We start from the raw sequence: 18,177 nt of genomic DNA, 5'->3' as shown, positions 1-18,177 counted from the left end.
ATCGGCGAGAGCACCGGGCGGCCCGGCCGCCGGACGACGTGTTCGCGGAGATGTTGCTGGCGGCCCGGGAACTGCTCGCCATGCGCAGCCCGCTGGACGCCGAGCTCATGGTGTCCGACATGCTCGGCGCCTGGTGGGGCAGGCGACTGCGCGGCGGCGACGTCGAGCAGATCCTCGGCGAGGGTCTGGTTGACTATGCGGCCAAAGCGGGCACTCCGGCCGCACTGACTCTGCTGATCTCCATCGCCTATCTGGGCACGGCCCGGCAGGCGGCCAAGGCCGAGGGCGCGGCCCTGGCACTGATGGAATCCGACGTGGCCCGGCCGCGCTGGGCCGACCGGGTCGGCGCCGTGAAACCGGCCGGTTGCTATGCGTCCAGGGACGTCTACGGCGACCAGGACACGGTGGTGTGCACGTTCGCCTACAACGGGGAGGACACGCACGCACTGGTCATGGTCGTCGACTACAACATGGGCGGCATGGCCCGGGACGCCTGGGTCTCCTCTCAGGTCGACAAGCTGCTGGAGCAGGCCGGGACGGAGGCGGCGGGCAACCCGCTGCTGCGCTTCGAGGAAATCGAGCCGCAGCAGGCACGGGCACTGCTGGAGTTCGCGATGAGGGCCGCCGCGGCGGCGCACGGGCGCAAGGGCCCCCGGCTGGTGAGTGACGGCTACAGCGCCTACCATGCGTTCGCCCGGGCGCGGATCAAGGCGCTGCCGCCGGGTCGCATGCGCCCCGCGCCCGCGCACGCCGAAGCTCCCTACAGCAGGGACCGGCGGGCGATGCTGGCCGCGGAGTTCCTCGCCTCCGACGCGGCGGAGAACCTCTCCGACCCCTCCGCGGCCTCCCGGTGCGCGGACCACATCATCGACTACGGCTGCGACCGGGACCTCGGCCGGCCGTTGCGGGTGAGCCCGGTCAAGTGTGAGACCTTCCTGCTGGACTGGCTGCCGCGCAAGGTGCTGCTGACCCCGGCCGAGCAGGACGCCATGCCGCATGTGCTGGCGGCGTGGGTGCGGTTCGCCGGGCCCCGCATCGGGCTGCCCGAGCAGGGCGTCCGCGCCACGCTCGACGCCGTCTGGGAGGCGACCTCGCGATTCGGCGAGGCATACCGGGATCCGACGACCTTCGGCCTGGACCGTGCCCTCGTCGAGCGCTTGCTGCCGGACGGGGACCTGTCCGCCCTGGCTCGCCGTGCCTTCGCGTTCCCCCTGCTGCAGGGCATGCGGGGCTCGACCAAGCTCGATCTGCTGAACCCGGCGGACGACGCGGACCGGCGGATTCTGCTGGAGATCGACCATGCGGGCGAACTGGACCGCCCTGACCTGGAGGAGCATCTGGCCTGGCACGAGGAGATCGCCGGCCGGTTGTGGGTGGGCGACCCCCCGCAGCTGTGGGAGGCCGCCCAGCGCCTGATCGATCTCGGCCACGACCGGCACGACGTGCTGCACGTGCTGATCGAGATCGCCGAGCGGATCGGCGACCATCCCGGCGATCTCGCCGCCGCCCTGGACGACATCGCCGACATCCCGGACGAGCCGCCCTTTTGACTTCGGGAGCTCACCCGCGGATGCGCCGGACGGATCAGGAGGCGTAGCCGATGTTCTCGTACTTGAGGTCGTAGAGGCCGTTGGCGCCGATGTTGGCGAGAGAGGACCGTACGGCCACGTTCTGGGGCACCTGGTAGAGCGGAAGCACATTGACCTGCTGCCAGACCAGCTTGTCCGCCTCGTTCAGCAGGTCGGTCACCTGCGTGTCGTCGAGCGAGCTGCCCGCACGGTACATCGCCTGGTCGATTTGCCGGCTCCCGCTGCGCCCCAGGTTGGAGTACCACTTCACGTCGTCACCCTTGACGTTCTCGCCGTCGGCGAAGATGTCGAACGAGTTCGACATGGGGAACGGGGTGCCCGGATACGAGAACGCGGTGATGTCGAAGTTCCCGGGGATGAGGTACTTGCCGAAGAAGGCGTTGAACGGCACGGCCTGGACGACCACGTTCACCCCGATCCGCTGAAGCATCAGGCGGGTGACCTGTGCCTCGGAGTCGGTCGCCTTCACCCCGGCCGGGACGACGAAGCGCAGGGTCAGCGGCTTGCCGTCCTTCATCCTGACCTTCCCCGGCTTGCCGTCCTTACCGGTGAGTTTCCAGCCCGCCTGGTCGAGCAGTTCGCCGGCCCGCTTGGGGTTGTAGACGCCCAGCTCTCCGGCGTTGCCCCGGTAGCCACGCTGGCTGTTCATGAGGAAGTGGTTGTCCAGGGTCACGGTCGGCCAGCCGAGCCCCTTCAGGTCGAGCTCCATCAGGGCCCTGCGGTCGAGGCCCATCGCGATGGCCTGGCGGACCCTGACATCCGAGAGGCTCCCGCTGTCGGCGTTGAAGGTGAACTGGCGGTACTCGGGCCCGGCCGCCTGCCTGACGACGGCGTCCCACGCATCCCTCACCTGGGCGTAGTTGTCCGGGGACGGGCCCACGTCGAAGACGTCGACGTCGCCCTTGGTGAACGCCCGGACCAGGCCGTCCGGCCGCACCCTGCGAAAGACGATCTTGTCGAGCTTGGCCCGGTCGCCCCACCAGCCGGGGTCGCGAGCGAGCGTGAGGGTGCCGCCCTTGGGGTCGAGCCGTTCGACCCGGAACGACCCCGCGGTCACCGGGATCTTGTTGATCCAGTCCGCGCCGAACGCCTCGGGAGAGGAGTTGGTGGAGGCGGGATAGAGAGGCGAGAACAGCGACTGCCACTCGTTGTACGGCTGGGTGAGCGTGACCACCACCTCGCGGTCGCTCGCTCCCCTGGTGATGCTCTGGATGTTCTCGTAGGCGATGTGGGAGTCGACGCGATAGGCCCGATCCCGGCCGCCCATGGCCTTCCACTGGGCGGCGAAGTCCGCCCAGGTGATGGGCTTGCCGTTCGACCAGCGTGCCTTCGGGTTCAGGGTGTAGGTGATGACCTGACGCGGCGAGTTGGCGGTGACCCGCGCGTTCGTCACATAGTCGGTGTCGAGGGAGACCCGCCCCCGCTCGTCCGACCTGAACACGCGCGGCAGCAGCGCGTCCATCACCACGTCCACGCTGTGGGTGTCGCCGTCGATGTGGTTCTGGTTCCACTGGACGGGGAAGTCGATGATCCCCCAGCGCAACGTGCCGCCGTCCTTCACCTTCACCCGGGCCAGCGGGTTGATGTCCAGGGCCTTGACGGGAGACGGAGGCAGGGCGCCGTCACGCCCGTCCTTGACCGGCGTGCCGCTGCAGGCGCCGGAGGCCATCAGGGCGATCAGTGCGACCAGGGCAAGCGGCCATCGTGCTCTCACCTGCGTCTCCGATCCGTTCAGCCACTTTATGCATTAGATCAGTAGCTGAGTGTAATCATCCCTGGCCATCGACCCGGTCCACCGGCAAAACCGGAGGTTCCGGACAACTATCCGGGTCTCACGACAATTCGTCGACTGCGCTGCGTACGTCCGCGCTGGTTATCGTCGTGAGTTCGGCCGCGTTCGCCGATCCCTGGTCGGCCAGCCGTACGTCACGCCGCAGGGCGGCCCGCTCATAGAGCGACCGGGCGAAGCGGCCGTTGCCGAGGCCGTCGATCAGCCCTTCCCGGCAGACCCAGTCGAAGACGTCGGCGAGGTCCCGTGCCGCCGCCGCGTCGAACCGGTCACCCGCGCGGGACGCCAGCAGCCTGGCGATGTCGGTCAGCTCGGGCGGGCTGTAGGAGGGGAACGCGACCCGCTGGTTGAATCTGGAGGCGAGCCCGGGGTTGGTGGCCAGGAACGCGTCCATCTCCCGTTCGTAGCCCGCGAGGATGATCACCAAGCGGTCGCGGTCGTCCTCCGCCCGCTTCAGCAGCGTCTGCACCGCCTCGGCCCCGAAGGCGTCGCCGCCGGAGTAACCCGCGTTCACCAGGCCGTACGCCTCGTCGATGAACAGCACGCCGCCGAGCGCCCGGTCGACCAGTTCGTTGGTCTTGATGGCGGTCGCCCCGAGGTGCTGGCCGACCAGGTCGGCGCGGGACGCCTCGACCACGTCGGGGCGGGCCAGCAGGCCGAGCGCGGAGAAGATCCGGCCCAGGATGCGGGCCACGGTCGTCTTGCCGGTCCCGGGCGGGCCGACGAACACGAAATGCCGCATCTGCGCCTGGACCGGCAGGCCCTGCTCCTGGCGCATCCGCGCCACCTTGAGCTGCGCCGTGATCGCGTGCACCTGCCGCTTGACCGGCTCGAGCCCGGCCATGCGGTCGAGATCGGCGAGCGCCTCCTCCAGCGTCGGGGTCGCCTGGTAGCCGCGATACCGCGCGGTGATCTCGTCGAACGCCTTGACGACGTCACCCATCGTGACGGTGACCAGGTCCTCGCCGCGGGGGGCGCCCCCCGCGCTCACCACCCGCACATCGCGCGCCTGCGCCGCGGCCTCGGCGAGGCTCCGGGCGAACCTGGCGTTGCCCAGTTCGTCGACGAGGCCGCGGCGGTGGACGTCCTCGTACATCCCGCGCAGCACGGGACGGGCGTCCGCGGCGAGCCGGTCCCCCCGCCGCGCCTGCAGCGCCTCGGTGATCTCCAGCAGTTCCTCCGGCGGATAGCCGGGAAAGCGCACCCGGCCGGCGAACCGGCTCGACAGCCCGGGGTTGGACGACAGGAACTCGTTCATCTCCCGCTCATAGCCGGCAAGGATGATGATGAACTGGTCGCGGTCGTCCTCCGCCCGCTTCAGCAGTGTCTGAACCGCTTCGGCACCGAACCTGTCGGGCTGGCCGTCCCCGGAGTTGATCAGCCCGTAGGCCTCGTCGATGAACAGCACGCCGCCGAGCGCCCGGTCGATGAGCTCGTTGGTCTTGATGGCGGTGGCCCCCAGGTACTCCCCCACCAGGTCGACCCGCTGCGCCTCGACCAGGAACGGCGTCTCCAGCAGGCCGAAGGCGTAGAAGATCTTGGCCACCGTGCGGGCCACGCTCGTCTTGCCGGTCCCCGGTGGGCCGATGAAGACGAAGTGCCGCATCGGACGCTCGTTGGCGAAACCCGCCTCCCTGCGCAGCCGCGCCGCCTCGATGGACGCGGCGATCGCCCGGACCTGCTCCTTGACCGGCTCGAGCCCGATCATGGCCTCGAGTTCGCCCAGCGCCTGCTCCACCGTGATCGGCGGCGGCGCCCCCCGGTCGCCCCCGGCGGCCTGATGGCCGCCCGCCCTGACCCGCTGCTGGACGGTCCGCTGCTGACCGCTCCACTGCTGGGACTGGACGGCTTCACCTGACTGACGGCGCTCGATATCGGCGCGGACCCGGCGGGCCAGCACGAGACGGTAGACGAGCACCGCGGCGGCCACGCCGTACGCGCCCCACAGCGCGCCCGACGGCGACCACGAGGCGATCGCGATGGCCACCACTCCCGCCGGAAGCAGTGCCGACAGCGTGGTCAGCCACGGCGGCACCCACCGGATCAGGTGCGCGGCGACCGCGACCGGGATGGCCAGCGTCATCAGCCAGGGCACCACCGACTGGCCGTCCACCATGGGAAGCAGCGTCGGCACCGCGAGCCCCCAGGCCCCGACCACCAGCACGGTGGCGGCGGCGCGCGGATAGCTGAGCGCGAGCGCGAGGAAGCCCAGCACCACGACGGCCCCGACGAACGTCGGGACCAGCGACCAGTTCAGAGCGGCGGCCAGGCCCATGGTCGCGACGAGCAGCACCGCGAAGACGGCGCGCCGCGCGAACGGCGGCAGATGGAAATAGCGGAAGCGCACCCGTTCGAACAGCTCATGGGCCGCGGTCCGGTTTAAGCGGCCCGCCGCCCGTGCCCTGTCGGAGTCCCGCATCGCTGCCTCCCCGCTTCGCCCCCCGGTTATACCGCAAGCAACGGCGGAATGGGTGGACCCGGCATGCTCGTGTGCGCCCCGGAGCGCTCCCGCACCCGGCCCGTCGAGAGATCCGGCGATATGTACCGGACATCACCCGAAGGGCTGAGAGATCCGCTTCCGATGGCCTAAGCTGCCACGCATGTTCCAGCGGGCCCTCTCAGATGCGGGAGGAGGAGCACTGAACGGCCTATGATCATAGTTGGGGTTGAGACCGAGTCCGGCGCTGTCCGCGCTGGAGGCGCTGTGCGCGAACGCCGGGTGAGCCGGTGGTCGGTTCTTGTGCTGCTCTGTTTCAGCCTGCTCCTGATCGCCGTCGACACGACCGTGCTGCACATCGCGGTGCCCGCGCTGACCGCCGCGCTGGAGCCGTCCGCCGTGCAGCTTCTGTGGATCATCGACATCTACTCGCTGGTCGTCGCGCCGTTGCTGATCACGTTCGGCACACTGGGCGACCGGTACGGCAGACGGCGCTTCGTGCTCGCCGGCTACGTGGTGTTCGGCCTGGCCTCGCTGTCGGCCGCGTTCGCGGGCACCCCGCTCGCGCTCATCGTCTCCCGCGCGTTCCTCGGCATCGGCGGCGCCATGATCATGCCGGCCACGCTGTCGATCATCAGGCAGGTGTTCACCGACCGGCGGGAGCGGGCCATCGCGCTCGGCGTCTGGAGCGCCGTCGCCGCGGCCGGGGCCGCCGTCGGCCCGTTGATCGGCGGCGTCCTGGTCGAGCACCTGTGGTGGGGCGCCGTCTTCCTCATCAACGTGCCGCTCCTCATCGTCATCCTGCCCGTGGCCGTACGGATCCTCCCCCCGTCGCCGAAGCGCCCGGACCGGCCGTGGGACGCGGTCAGCGCGGCCCTGTCGACCCTGGGCATCCTGGCCGTGGCGTTCGGGCTCAAGGAGGCCGGCTCGGGGCACACCATCGGCCGTGACGCCTCGGTCGCCATCCTCTTCGGCGGAGCGGGGCTGCTGGTCTGGTTCGTACGGCGTCAGCGCCGGCTGGCGTTCCCGCTGCTCGACATCGGGCTGTTCCGGCAGCGGGGGTTCTCCACCGGCGTGGCCTGCGTGGCACTGGCGATCTTCGCGCTCGTCGGGCTGGAGCTCATACTCGCCCAGTACCTCCAGCTGGTGCTGGGCCTGTCACCGCTGGCGGCCGGCGTCCGCATGCTGCCCCTGATGATCGCCGCCATCGCCGGGGGCCTGGCCGCCGCGCACGTGCTGCAGCGTGCCGGTGTGCGAGCCACGATCAGTGGCGGGCTGGCGCTCACCGCCCTGTCCCTCACCCCCGTCCTCACCTGGGGCACCGAGCCGCATCCCGTCCTGCTCACGCTGTGCTTCGTGGGCATCGGGTTCGGAGTCGAGGTCGCGCTGCTCGGCGCCTCCGACGTGATCATGGCGTCGGCACCGGAGTCGCGGGCCGGCGGCGCGGCCGCGATCGAGGAGACGGCCTACGAGCTGGGCGCCGGGCTCGGCATCGCGGTGCTCGGCACGATCACCGCGATCGTCTACGCGCCGGCCCTCGGCACCGTCGCCGGTGTGCCCGATCGCCTGATGGCCCAGGCACGCGAGTCGCTCGCCTCCGCCGCCCACGTGGCGAGCGAGACGGCACATGACGGCTCGGCGAACGAGGCGCTGCTGAACGCGGCCCGCTCCGCGTTCGTCACCGCTCTGCACTCCACGGTCCTCGTCAGCGTGGCGATGCTCGCCCTCACCGCGCTGGCCGTGGCCGTGCTCGTCCCCCGCCCGCCCACCGCCGAGGAGCCGCAGCACGTTCCCGGCTGAAGGCCCGCCCCCCACCCCCAGGGATGAACGACCGTGAAGAGAAGCCTGCAGGACCTGGCCACGCTGGCCGCCCGACTGGGCGTCGGCGGGATCTTCTTCGTCAACGGCTGGCACAAGCTCGAAGCCGGCCTCACCTCGACCGGCGCGCAGTTCGCCGAGCTACAGGCCCCGATGCCCGGCCTGTGGGCGGCCGCCACCATGCTGATCGAGCTCGTCGGCGGCACGTTGTTGATCGCGGGCCTGGCCGTACCGGCGGTCGGGCTGCTGCTGTTCGCCGAGGCGCTGGCCGTGTTCGTGCTGACGGCCGGCGACACCGGCCTTCCGCTTACCGGTGGCGACGTCAGGCTGATCGTGGCGCTCGGGGCAGCGTCCGTGCTGCTGGCCGTGACCGGCGGCGGGCGCGCGTCGGTCGACCACATGGTGGTCATCAAGCGGCGCGAGGCGGGGGAGGACGACGACCTCGCCGCGGGCCCCGGGGTGGACGCCGGGGTGGACGCCGGGGTGGACGCCGGGGTGGACACCGAGGCTGACGCGGTCATCGCCGCACTGCGTGAGCCTCGTGACAACCCGGGCAAGCCTCGTGACAACCCGCGCGAGACCCGTGACGGCGCGGGCCGCCCCGGTGACGACGAACCCCCGAAGGCCGAACCCTCGAAGGCCGAATCCCCGAAGAGCGGACCCGCGAAGGTCGGACCGGCGAAGGCAGAACCCGCCAAGACCGAGGCCGCGAACGACGTGCCAGGTGCCGGCGAACCACAGCAGAAGCCGCGTACACGAAAGAACAAGCGCGCCGACGGCGAGGCGACCGGACCGTGATCAGGCCCTGCCGCCTCGGACCGTTGGCTCAGTGCTGGCCTGCTCAGTGCGGGGAGGGAAGGCGGCCGGAGTCGACCGAGCCGAGCACCAGGGCGGCCGCGCCGTACCCCAGGGTCGGCACCTCGATGCGGCACCTCGATGCGGCAGCCGCCCCCGCCTGGCGCGATGACCCGCCGACGCATCTCTCTGGCCGAGGACTGAACGTCACACGCGCCGTTCGTCGGCGTACGGGCCGTCGGGCCGATCCCCGACGGCCCCCGGCGTACGGCTACCGGCTGCCGGCAGCCGTGACCTCCCTGTCCACGATGCCGGTCGCGCCGGACTCCCGGGCGCAGTGGGCGCAGCAGTACCACCGCCCGTCCACCTCGGCACCGTGGCCCACGATGCGGCATCCGCAGTGTTCGCAGACCGGCGCCATCCGCGTGATCGCGCACTCGAAGCTGTCGAAGACGTGCACCGCCCCCTGGCTGTGGACCTCGAAGGCCATGTCGTACTCGTTGCCGCAGACCTCGCAGGTAGCCATGGTCCCCTCCATCGGCTGGTAGTCGAGTGGTGGCATACCCGCCCGTTTCGGGGCGAACACACCAGCTAGCCCAGCACGGCCTTCATCACGGACGTCGCCCCGGCGGTCGCCTCCTTCAGGTCCATCAGCAGCGAGTCGGGTGCGTTGATCGGCGCGTTCTCCGGCCGGTCGCTCCCGGAGAACAGCACCCACACCACCTTCGTCCCGTCGAGGACGTAGATCTCGTAGCGGTTCGCCTGGGCCGTGTCGGTGCGCTGCCGGACGGCCTGGCCGAACGAGTCCTGCCCCAATCCCGGCAGCTTCCGCAGTCTGCCCCACCGGATGCCGCCGATCCCGCTGCCGGCCGTCGTCTTGGCCTTGGCCCGCTCGTCGATGAAGTGATAACGGGCGGACTCCGCGTCGGCGAAGGAGTGGATGCTGATCCGGAGGTTGCGCCAGCGCACCTTGCCCTGCCCGATCGGCAGCTTGTCGTTCCACCACTGGCACTGGGTGACCGTCGCGCCCCCCTCCACGCTGCGTGCCGCCGCTCCCTCGGTCTTCGGCACCAGCGTCTTGACCAGCGGCTGAACGCTCACACAGGGCGCAGGCAGCGCGATCAGGGTGGGCGTGGGCGACGGGGTCGGGCTCGGCTTCGGCCGCGGCTTGAACGGCATCGGCTGCCCGGCCCGCCACGCCTTGATCGACTTGGCGAGCTGGCCCAGCAGGCTCTCCACCTCGCGCAGCGCGTTCTCCTCGTTGATCGACTGCGTGGTGTCCGTCGAGAAGATCTCGGCTTCCTTGTCCTGCTGGTTCGCCTCGTACTTCACCTGGAACACCACGTTGCCGACCCGGCCCACCCCCTGCCCGAAGGAGTACCAGTATTTCTTCTCCCGCGTCCACTGGTACTGGGCGGCGGCCTGCTCGCCGATCTCGGGAAACTCTCTCGCCTTCGAGTAGTAGCGCTCCTTGGTGGACACGCTCGTCTGGTATTTGTACTGTCTCAGTTCGCCGTCGAACTGGATGCGCGCGGACTTGTTCGCCGTGGTGTTGCCGACCGCCTCATACCGGGACACGTTCACCGTGATCTCACGGCTGCGCCGTTTCTCCTTGTAGGAGATGTTGCGGTTGACCCAGCTGCAGGTCCACCTGACGTAGCTGACGATGCTGTCGTCGCGGTTGTCTCTCATCGACGAGTCGATCGTCGCGGCGGGCACCAGCCTCTCGGCCTCCGCCGGGTCGAGCATCACGCACACGTCGGTCTTGGACGCGTCGGCCACGGCGGATGTGGCCGCCGGAGAGGCCACGGCCGCGGTAGCGGCAGGCGTGGGCCTCACGCCGTCATCACGCACCTTCATCACGGCGAACGTCCCGCCCGCCACCGCCAGCACGGCGGTGATCGCCACGGCCGGGATCACCCAGCCGCGGCGCCGGGGCTGGGACGGCTGCGTCGGCGCCTGCCACAGCGGGGCGGCCGGTGGGGTCGGCCCCTGCCAGCCACCGCCCGATCCCCGCCACGCCCCTCCCGCAGAGGGCCCGTCCGGTGGGCCCTGCTGCCAGCCGTACGGCTGGTCATAAGGCTGAGCGGGCTGCTGACTGTACGACTGAGGGTACGGCTGGGCGGGCTGCTGACCGTACGGCTGTGGAGGCTGCTGACCATACGGCTGACCGTACGACTGTGGAGGCTGCTGACCGTACGACTGTGGAGGCTGCTGACCGTACGGCTGAGAATGCGGCTGAGGGTACGGCTGGGCATGGGGGTCGCCGTACGGCGACTGGCTGTGCTGCGACGCCTCAGGAGGAACCGGGAGGGCCGGCGGGTCGATCGGCTGCCGAGGCGGGGGTGCCGGGTCGCCGGGCCCGGGGTATCCGTCGCCACCGCTGGACATATCGCCTCCTGGAGTTGGGAACGTCATCCGAGCCCGACGCCGACGAGCTCCGCCGCGCGGACGGCCGTTCGCCGGTCGTCCCGGGTGACCGCCGCGTCGCCCGAACGGCGGTAGGCGACCTCGACGATGAGATTGCTGCGGCGGAACCAGACCGTGGCCCCGGCCGTCCCGCCATCCGGGTCGGGCTCGTCGCACGAGAACGCCGCATCTCCGATGCCCGGCTGGTCGCGGACCTCGCCGCCCGTCGCGGCCTGAGCCGCGCGCTGCCCGGCCAATTCCAGGGCCGCCGCGTCGGTCCCCGCCGCCCCCCGGCCCCCCGGCTCCGGAAGCCGATAGGTCACGGTTATCGTCCGCTGCCGGCCGCTCGCGCGCTCGCGCCATCGGCAGCCCGAAACGGGCTGTTCTGTGGATTGTTCAGCGGACTCTTCCGGGGTGGCTTCGGCGCCGAGCAGTTCGCGGATCGCCGTGGTCGTCAGGCTCCGGCAGGGGTCCGGGGTCGCCGTGAAGCGCCCCGAACCGGCGCCGGCCCCCGACTCGCCCGCCAGCCGCCAGGCCAGCAGCCCGGCCGCCACCCCGACCACCGCCACAAGCGCGGCGCCCAGCACGAGGCGCGCCGTACGGCCCTGCCGTACGGCGACGGGCTCGGGCGCGGCGGCCAGCGCGTGCAGGACCCGCCGCACGGCCTGCGGCGGCAGGCGGCGGGCGGGATCCTTGTCGAGCAGACCGTGCACGAGCCAGGCCAGCTCGGGCGAGGCCCTGACCATCGGCCTCGGCTCCTGCAGCAGCACGGCGGCGACGAGCGCCGCGGCCAGAGGTCCTTCGAAGGGCTGTCGCCCTTCGACCGCCGTGTACAACATCGCGCCCAGCGACCACAGGTCCGAGGGCGGCCCGTCCGGCTCAGCGCGAAACCGCTCCGGCGCCATGTACGCGGGTGATCCGGCGGAGCTGGACGGCGCGGCCCCGGCCCTGCCGAAGGGCGCGGCGATGCCGAAGTCGGTGAGCAGCGCACGACCGTCCGGCGCGATCAGCACGTTGGCAGGCTTCACGTCGCGGTGCAGGATCCCGTGGGCGTGCGCCGCCTCCAGCGCGTCGAGCACGGAGAGCCCGATCTCGGCCACCCGCCGCACCGGGAGCGGCCCGTCCTCCCGGATCACCTTGTCGAGCGACCGGCCGGGCACCAGGTCCATCACGATCCACGGCCGCCCGTCGTGCCGGATCACATCGTGGATCATGACGATCGACGGATGGCTGAGCCGGCCAGCGGCCCGGGCCTCGTGGATCGCCCGCTCGGTGAAGTCGGCCAGCTCCACCCCGCCCAGCCCGGACGGGACGCGCACCTGCTTCATCGCGACCTCGCGGCGCAGCAGTTCGTCGACGCCCCGCCAGACGGTGCCGCCGCCGCCCTCGCCGATCTCTTCGACGAGGCGGTAGCGGCCGGACAGCAGGTCCACCTACGCCAGCCCTCGCAGCCCCTCGGCGGCCAGTTCGGCCGCCTCGATCGCGCGCCGCCGTACGTCCGCCATGGATCCGGCGTCGAGATCGGCGTACTGGAGGCGGACCACGAGATCGCCGAGGCGGAAGTACACCTCGGACGCCTGGGCCCCGCCGCCCGGCTCCGTGATGTCGGCGGTGAACGCCTCGTCGCCCACGTCGGCCGCGGGCCGGGCGCCGGACACGATGACGGGAACCTTCCGGTCGACGCCGATCTCGTACCAGATCCATTGACCGTCGCGGGGCGCAGAGCCGTACTGCCGCCGCAGGCCGGTCATGAGGGTCCGAGCGGACGCAAGGGTGAGCGACCAGGGCTCGGGGGTGTCGGAGTCGGTTTCCGCGGCCAGGGTGAGCCCGGCGCCGGTCACCGTCCACTGGCATCCGTCGTCCGACGCACGGCCCTTGGGCGGCGTGGTGGCGCCGAGCAGCCGGCCCACCTGCTCCGGGGTCAGCGCCCGGCACAGGTCGACCTTCCGGTCGAACGTCGGCGACACCGGCCGGGGCCGGGCCACGGCCTCCTCGCCGCCGTCGTCGAGGACGACGACGGCGGTCGCCGCGACGGCCACCGCCGCCACGGCAGCCATCACCATGATCCGGGTACGCCTCGCGCCGGGCCTGCGCGCCGGCACCGGTTTGATCTCCGGCGCGATCTTCGGCCTTGTCTCCGGACTGATCTCGGGGGCGCCGCCGGCCGCGATCTGCCGCAGGAGATCCAGCGTCGTGGCCGCGTCCGGCCGGGCCGCCGGGTCCCTGGCCAGCATCCAGGTCAGCAGTGGCCCGAGCGGGCCCGCCAGGTGCGGCGACCGGGGATCCCGCGTGAGCGTCGCGGCGATCACCTCCGCGTTCGACTCCTGCGGGGACGACCGGTACGGCGAAACGCCCTCGACGGCGGTGTAGAGCGTGGCCGCGAGCGACCACAGGTCGGCGGCCGGCCCGCCCGGATCGCCCGACAGCCGTTCGGGGGCGATGAAGCCCGGTGAGCCGACGAGCAGCCCGGCCGCGGTCAGCGCGGTCTGGTCGGCCGGGCGGGCGATGCCGAAGTCGGTGAGCACGACGCGACCGCCCTCGGTCAGGAACACGTTGCCCGGCTTGACGTCCCGGTGCTGCACGCCCCGGGAGTGCGCCTCCGACAGCGCCTCCAGCACGCGGGCGCCGATGTCGGCCACCAGCGGGGGCGGCACCGGCCCGTAGGTCGCGATCTCCTTGGACAGGTCCCGGCCGTGCAGCAGTTCCATGACGATCCACGGCCTGCCGTCATGGACGAGCACGTCGTGCACGGCGACGATCCCGGGATGGCGGATGCGCGCGGTGACCTCGGCCTCCCGCATGACCCGCGCCACCCGTTCCGCGCGTTCCCGCTCGGGCAGCCCGTCGGGCACCCGCAGCTCCTTGACCGCGACCTCGCGATCCAGCAGGTCGTCCCTGGCCAGCCAGACCGTGCCCATGCCTCCGGAGCCGAGGGGCCGCAGCAGGTGATATCGCGAGGCCGGCGTCTCCCCCAGCGATTCGGCCATATCGGGGAGAATAGCGAACCTTTGATCAACCCGCCCTCTGACGGGATTTCCGTTATCTCCCCTTTGCACGCGGACCCATCGGCGTTCACACCGAAGGAGGTCAACCGATGACGACCGGGACGCCTGGGCCGGTGAACTCGACGCCGGCGATCCACTTGGGCCTCCCCCTGCTGACGACCAGCCAGTCGCCATCCCTGACCGCGGTGACAGTCGTGTCCCCGTCGAGGTCCCGGATCGCCGTACGGCTCTCACGCTCGAGCACGCCGAACACGACGAGCTTGATCAGTGGGTCCGTACGGCAATCGCGGCGGAAGCTCGACCTCAAGGATCTGGGTCGTTTGGGGCGATATATTCCTGTTTGTGCCCGATTAAGGTAATGTGGCGGCAATATCCCCCAGCGACTGGAGGTCACATGGATCGCTTCGTGCACGTGATCCCACTGGATGACGTGATCAGTCACGAGGGTACGCCGCACTGCGTCTGCGGACCGGGCGGCGAACCGGTGACCGCCACCGATCTCGACGATTCCGACAACATGGGCCTCGGGTGGTCCAGCCCGACCATCGGCGTCATCTACCGCCACTACTCGCTCACTCCCTGCCGCCAGTGGGAGGCCGTCCCCGAGGTGTGATCCCCCAGCCGCGACCCCGTTGACCCCGTTGACCCGGTGATCGGGCCGCATTTGGTTTGGCTTCCGGTCTAAAGCCTGCTCGCGGGGAGCACGGTTCAGTCGGCCCGGAGGATCACGTCCCAGGCCCATCACGTCCCGTCCCGCGGTGTCGATCTCCTCACCGGCACTCGCCTGAACGGCGTCGACCTGCCGCCCGGCGGCTTCGCCGTCCTTGGAGAGGACCGGCAGGAACCGTGACGAACAGCGTGTAACACACTGGAGAGGTTCTCGTCCGCCATACGTGAACGAGGACGACGCTGAGATCAAGGCTGGAACGAGGCCCTCAGAGAGGGGATCGGACATTGCAGAGAATCGACGTCAGCCGACTCGCTCCGGAGGCGTACCGGGCGATGCACGCACTGGAGAGGTTCCAGCGCGAGAGCGGGGTGCCGCACAGCACCCTGGAGCTCATCAAGCTCCGGGTCAGCCAGATCAACGGCTGCGCGTTCTGCGTGGACATGCACAGCCATGACGCCAAGAAGTCCGGGGAGACCGACGAGCGGCTGTGGTCCGTGGCCACGTGGCGCGAGGCCCCCTTCTACACGGAGGCGGAGCGGGCCGCGCTGGCGCTCGCGGAGGAGGCGACGCGGCTGAGCGACCGCCCCGAGGCGGTGCCCGACGACGTGTGGGCGGAGGCCGCCAAGCACTACGACGACGAAACACTCGCCGCGCTCGTGGTCGCGATCGCGACGATCAACGCCTGGAACAGGATCGGCGTGGCCACCCGGTTGGTCCCGGGCTCCCTCCGCTGATCACGGCATGACCGGGGGCGGAGCCCGGCAAGTCAAGCATCTGTGAAGCGAAAACCAGGAGACGGCAGGCGGTGCGGCGCATAATCTGCTGACATCACGGAAAGGAGGAGCCATGAGACGCATCAGGATCACCAGGACCCCCAGGATCCCCAGCACGCGCCGCACCGAATTCACCACCGGCCCCGTCGACCCCGTCCTTGATCGGAAGAAGACCTCCGGAGCCGGCGAGACCTTTCGCCGAGCACTGCCAGACGATCTCGATCTGCGCTCCCCCTCCGGCCGTCCACTCCCCTACTGATCGTTTCTTTACGACAGCTTTAGCAGATCATCGGTAGTTATCTACCGTGTAGGTAACAAAATCATCACGTCGGGGGGACGAGAATGCTCAAGGTGGTGCCACCGATCGGCCAGGTAAGGGATATCAGGTCCGCGCTTCGCCGCAGGCCCGGCCGGATCCGCGACAGGAAGATCGTCGATCTGCGGGCCTACACCGGTGCCAATGTGATCCGGTTTCCCCGGACCTCAGGGCCGACCTCGGCGGCCTGACCTGCCAACCTGATCCACCGGCCCCTGATCGACCCGACCTGACCCGACCCGACCTGGCGGTTCCCCGGTCGGGTGCTCCGGTCGCCCATGCCCCATTGGGCCGGACCACGATCGAGGCCGCCGACGCGAGACATGCCCGCGTCGGCGGCCAGCCGTGTGAAAACTGGTTGAATGTCACTCTGTGAGCGATCTGTCGACAACCAAGCGCACGCGGCATCGGCGGCTGCGAGAGCAGGGCCGTACCGACCGGGAAGCCCTGTTCGAGGTGCTGCGGGCGGGCTTCGTCTGCCACCTCGGCGTGGTGGTGGACGGCGACCCGATGGTCGTGCCCACCGTGTACGGGTTCGACTCCGGTCATCTCTACGTGCACGGATCGGTCGCCAGCCGCAGCCTCGAACACGGCATCGGCGATGGCGAGAGCGGCGGCGACGGCCAGGGTCACGGGTCCGCCGTGTGCGTGACCATCACCCACGTCGACGGCCTCGTCCTGGCCCGGTCGGTGTTCGAACACGGCGTGAACTACCGCAGTGCCATAATCTACGGCGTGCCGCGCGTCCTGGAGGGCGACGAGAGGCTGGCCGCTCTCCGCTGCCTCACCGAGCACATAGCGCCCGGCCAGTGGGAGTACGCGAGGCAGCCCAATCGTAAGGAACTGGCCGCCACCAAGATCCTCGCGATCCCCCTGGACGAGGCCTCCGTCAAGGTACGGCAGGGCCACCCCGACGACGCGGACGATCCGCATGACGTATGGGCCGGGGTGCTGCCGCTCGCGACGACATGGCAGGCCCCGATCACCGATCCCCTGGCGACCCGTCCTGTCCCCGAGCACATCCGCCACCGCTCCGGCCCCCTCCCCTGAGCGGCGCCGCGACCCCCGACCACCTGATCACCCGCTGGCGGTGAGCGATCGAACAGGCCGGGCGGACCCGGGAGATCCTCGATTCCGCTTTCCTCACCACCCCGGCATCCACGCTTTCCACAAGCGCCACCCGGATGCCGGATGGATGGTGCAGGATGTATCCGTGAGGCCTTCCTCGGCGGTCGTCCAGCCGGATCGAGAGCTCGTCAAGGAGATTCTTGACGAGATGGAGCTCGATCCCACCTTCGATGAGCACGGCGATCTGGCGATATCCACCCCCCAGCTCACGATCTACTTTCTGTTCGGATCCGCGGGCGACATATTCACGGTTCGCACGTTCTACACCAGGCGTTACTCAGTGGACGAGAAGCGGGTCCTGCTCACCGCCCTCAACGAGTGGAACGCGGACCACATGTGGCCGAAGGTCTACACGTTCACCCGGGACAACGGGGTGACCCGGGTCATCGGCGATTCGGAGCTCTACATCGGCGCCGGGGTGACCGGGGAGCACCTGACCACCGTGATCGCGCACTGGGTGAGATTCGCGATCAAATTCCACCGCTGGCTGACCGATCGCCTCGCCTACCAACTCGACTGAGGCCCCGGTCGGCAGCGCCGATAAGGTGATGCTCCGCATGCCCCCGCCCCCGCGCACGACCTGGCCGGAGTAGGACCAGTTGCCTGAAGGACACATCATCCACCGGCTCGCCGCCGAGTACGGCAGGCACTTCTCAGAACCGGGAACCCCGATCGGAGCGAGCAGCCCCCAGGGCAAGTTCTCCGATGGCGCCGCACTGCTCGACGGGCAGCACATGGATGCGACGGACGCCCACGGCAAGCATCTCTTCCTGGGGTTCGGCCCGATGGGCTGGGTGCGGATCCATCTCGGCCTGTATGGAAGGGTCGCGTTCGGCCCTGCTCCCGCCCCTCTCCCGGTCGGCGCCGTACGGCTCCGCCTGACGAACGGCGCGAGCTACGCCGACCTGCGCGGCCCCACCGCCTGCGAGCTGATCACTCCTGAGGAGAAGCAGACGGTGCACGACCGGCTCGGCCCGGACCCGCTGCGCGATCAGGACGACCCCGAGCGGGCATGGCGGCGGATCTCCCGATCCCGCGGCCCGGTCGCGGCCCTGCTCATGGACCAGAAGGTGATCGCGGGTGTGGGCAACGTCTACCGGGCCGAGGTCCTCTTCCGGCACGGCATCGACCCCTACCGTCCCGGGCGCGACCTCGACCGCGCTGAATGGGACGCCATCTGGTCGGACCTGGTCGACCTGATGTGCGAGGGCGCACGGCACGGCCGGATCGACACGGTACGGCCGGAGCATACGCCCGAGGCCATGGGCCGGCCGCCTCGGGTCGACGACCACGGCGGCGAGGTCTACGTGTACCGCCGGGCCGGGCAGTCGTGTCACATCTGCGGCGGCGAGATCCGCACCGCGGACCTGGAGTCGCGCAACCTCTTCTGGTGCCCCGCCTGCCAGCCCCGCTGACATACCGATGACACGCGGATGGGGCGGAGCCCC

The 18,177-nt window shown here is 70.4% G+C and carries 17 protein-coding genes; 10 read left to right on the top strand and 7 right to left on the bottom strand.

Annotated features, from left to right (window positions below):
- The first annotated feature begins 50 nt into the window (after positions 1 to 50).
- Entirely contained in the window at positions 51 to 1,550 is a 1,500-nt protein-coding gene (locus ACFHYQ_RS04140; protein ID WP_394299793.1) for a hypothetical protein, read from the top strand.
- Positions 1,551 to 1,584: 34 nt separating this feature from the next.
- On the opposite strand, the gene ACFHYQ_RS04135 is transcribed toward ACFHYQ_RS04140, so the two are convergent.
- A complete protein-coding gene (locus ACFHYQ_RS04135; protein WP_394299722.1) occupies positions 1,585 to 3,303 on the bottom strand; it encodes an ABC transporter family substrate-binding protein in 1,719 nt (572 codons plus the stop codon).
- Positions 3,304 to 3,421: 118 nt separating this feature from the next.
- A complete protein-coding gene (locus tag ACFHYQ_RS04130) occupies positions 3,422 to 5,797 on the bottom strand; it encodes an AAA family ATPase (protein WP_394299721.1) in 2,376 nt (791 codons plus the stop codon).
- Positions 5,798 to 6,082: 285 nt separating this feature from the next.
- Here ACFHYQ_RS04130 and ACFHYQ_RS04125 point away from each other — a divergent pair, with 285 nt between their 5' ends.
- The gene (locus tag ACFHYQ_RS04125; RefSeq protein WP_394299720.1) at positions 6,083 to 7,615 is read left to right on the top strand and encodes an MFS transporter; all 1,533 of its coding nucleotides are present in this window, start codon (positions 6,083 to 6,085) and stop codon (positions 7,613 to 7,615) included.
- 33 nt (positions 7,616 to 7,648) lie between these two features.
- Positions 7,649 to 8,431: a DoxX family protein gene (locus ACFHYQ_RS04120; protein WP_394299719.1), complete on the top strand. Its 783-nt coding sequence runs from the start codon at positions 7,649 to 7,651 to the stop codon at positions 8,429 to 8,431.
- Between the two features lie 268 nt (positions 8,432 to 8,699).
- Here the strand turns inward: ACFHYQ_RS04120 and ACFHYQ_RS04115 are convergent, their stop codons facing one another.
- The 5 genes from ACFHYQ_RS04115 to ACFHYQ_RS04095 form a co-directional block, all read right to left on the bottom strand.
- Positions 8,700 to 8,954, bottom strand: a complete 255-nt coding sequence (locus tag ACFHYQ_RS04115) for a metallothionein (protein WP_204015868.1) — start codon at positions 8,952 to 8,954, stop codon at positions 8,700 to 8,702.
- A gap of 65 nt (positions 8,955 to 9,019) precedes the next feature.
- Complete coding sequence (locus ACFHYQ_RS04110) at positions 9,020 to 10,819, bottom strand: hypothetical protein (protein ID WP_394299718.1); 1,800 nt, start codon at positions 10,817 to 10,819, stop codon at positions 9,020 to 9,022.
- Positions 10,820 to 10,842: 23 nt separating this feature from the next.
- A complete protein-coding gene (locus ACFHYQ_RS04105; RefSeq protein ID WP_394299717.1) occupies positions 10,843 to 12,270 on the bottom strand; it encodes a serine/threonine-protein kinase in 1,428 nt (475 codons plus the stop codon).
- Positions 12,271 to 13,824 carry a serine/threonine-protein kinase gene (locus ACFHYQ_RS04100; RefSeq protein WP_394299716.1) on the bottom strand — a complete coding sequence of 518 codons (1,554 nt, stop codon included), beginning with the start codon at positions 13,822 to 13,824 and terminating at the stop codon, positions 12,271 to 12,273.
- A 100-nt stretch (positions 13,825 to 13,924) separates the two neighbouring features.
- Positions 13,925 to 14,149 carry a hypothetical protein gene (locus ACFHYQ_RS04095; protein WP_394299715.1) on the bottom strand — a complete coding sequence of 75 codons (225 nt, stop codon included), beginning with the start codon at positions 14,147 to 14,149 and terminating at the stop codon, positions 13,925 to 13,927.
- 87 nt (positions 14,150 to 14,236) lie between these two features.
- Between ACFHYQ_RS04095 and ACFHYQ_RS04090 the strand changes: the two genes are divergently transcribed.
- The 7 genes from ACFHYQ_RS04090 to ACFHYQ_RS04060 all read left to right on the top strand — a co-directional run bounded on the left by ACFHYQ_RS04090 (position 14,237) and on the right by ACFHYQ_RS04060 (position 18,144).
- Positions 14,237 to 14,455: a hypothetical protein gene (locus ACFHYQ_RS04090; protein WP_394299714.1), complete on the top strand. Its 219-nt coding sequence runs from the start codon at positions 14,237 to 14,239 to the stop codon at positions 14,453 to 14,455.
- 341 nt (positions 14,456 to 14,796) lie between these two features.
- Positions 14,797 to 15,246 (top strand): carboxymuconolactone decarboxylase family protein, encoded by a 450-nt coding sequence (locus ACFHYQ_RS04085; protein WP_394299713.1) that lies wholly within the window; start codon positions 14,797 to 14,799, stop codon positions 15,244 to 15,246.
- A 112-nt stretch (positions 15,247 to 15,358) separates the two neighbouring features.
- Positions 15,359 to 15,544: a hypothetical protein gene (locus ACFHYQ_RS04080; RefSeq protein WP_394299712.1), complete on the top strand. Its 186-nt coding sequence runs from the start codon at positions 15,359 to 15,361 to the stop codon at positions 15,542 to 15,544.
- Between the two features lie 83 nt (positions 15,545 to 15,627).
- Positions 15,628 to 15,792, top strand: a complete 165-nt coding sequence (locus tag ACFHYQ_RS04075) for a hypothetical protein (RefSeq protein ID WP_394299711.1) — start codon at positions 15,628 to 15,630, stop codon at positions 15,790 to 15,792.
- Between the two features lie 181 nt (positions 15,793 to 15,973).
- Positions 15,974 to 16,651, top strand: a complete 678-nt coding sequence (locus ACFHYQ_RS04070) for a pyridoxamine 5'-phosphate oxidase family protein (protein ID WP_394299710.1) — start codon at positions 15,974 to 15,976, stop codon at positions 16,649 to 16,651.
- A 163-nt stretch (positions 16,652 to 16,814) separates the two neighbouring features.
- Positions 16,815 to 17,249, top strand: coding sequence for a YbjN domain-containing protein (locus ACFHYQ_RS04065; protein ID WP_394299709.1), 435 nt, complete (start codon positions 16,815 to 16,817; stop codon positions 17,247 to 17,249).
- A 79-nt stretch (positions 17,250 to 17,328) separates the two neighbouring features.
- Entirely contained in the window at positions 17,329 to 18,144 is an 816-nt protein-coding gene (locus ACFHYQ_RS04060; protein WP_394299708.1) for an Fpg/Nei family DNA glycosylase, read from the top strand.
- Positions 18,145 to 18,177: the final 33 nt, after the last annotated feature.

The sequence above is a fragment of the Sphaerimonospora cavernae genome (genome assembly GCF_042435035.1).
GTDB lineage: Bacteria > Actinomycetota > Actinomycetes > Streptosporangiales > Streptosporangiaceae > Sphaerimonospora > Sphaerimonospora cavernae.
This window is presented reverse-complemented; position numbering and strand designations above follow the sequence as displayed.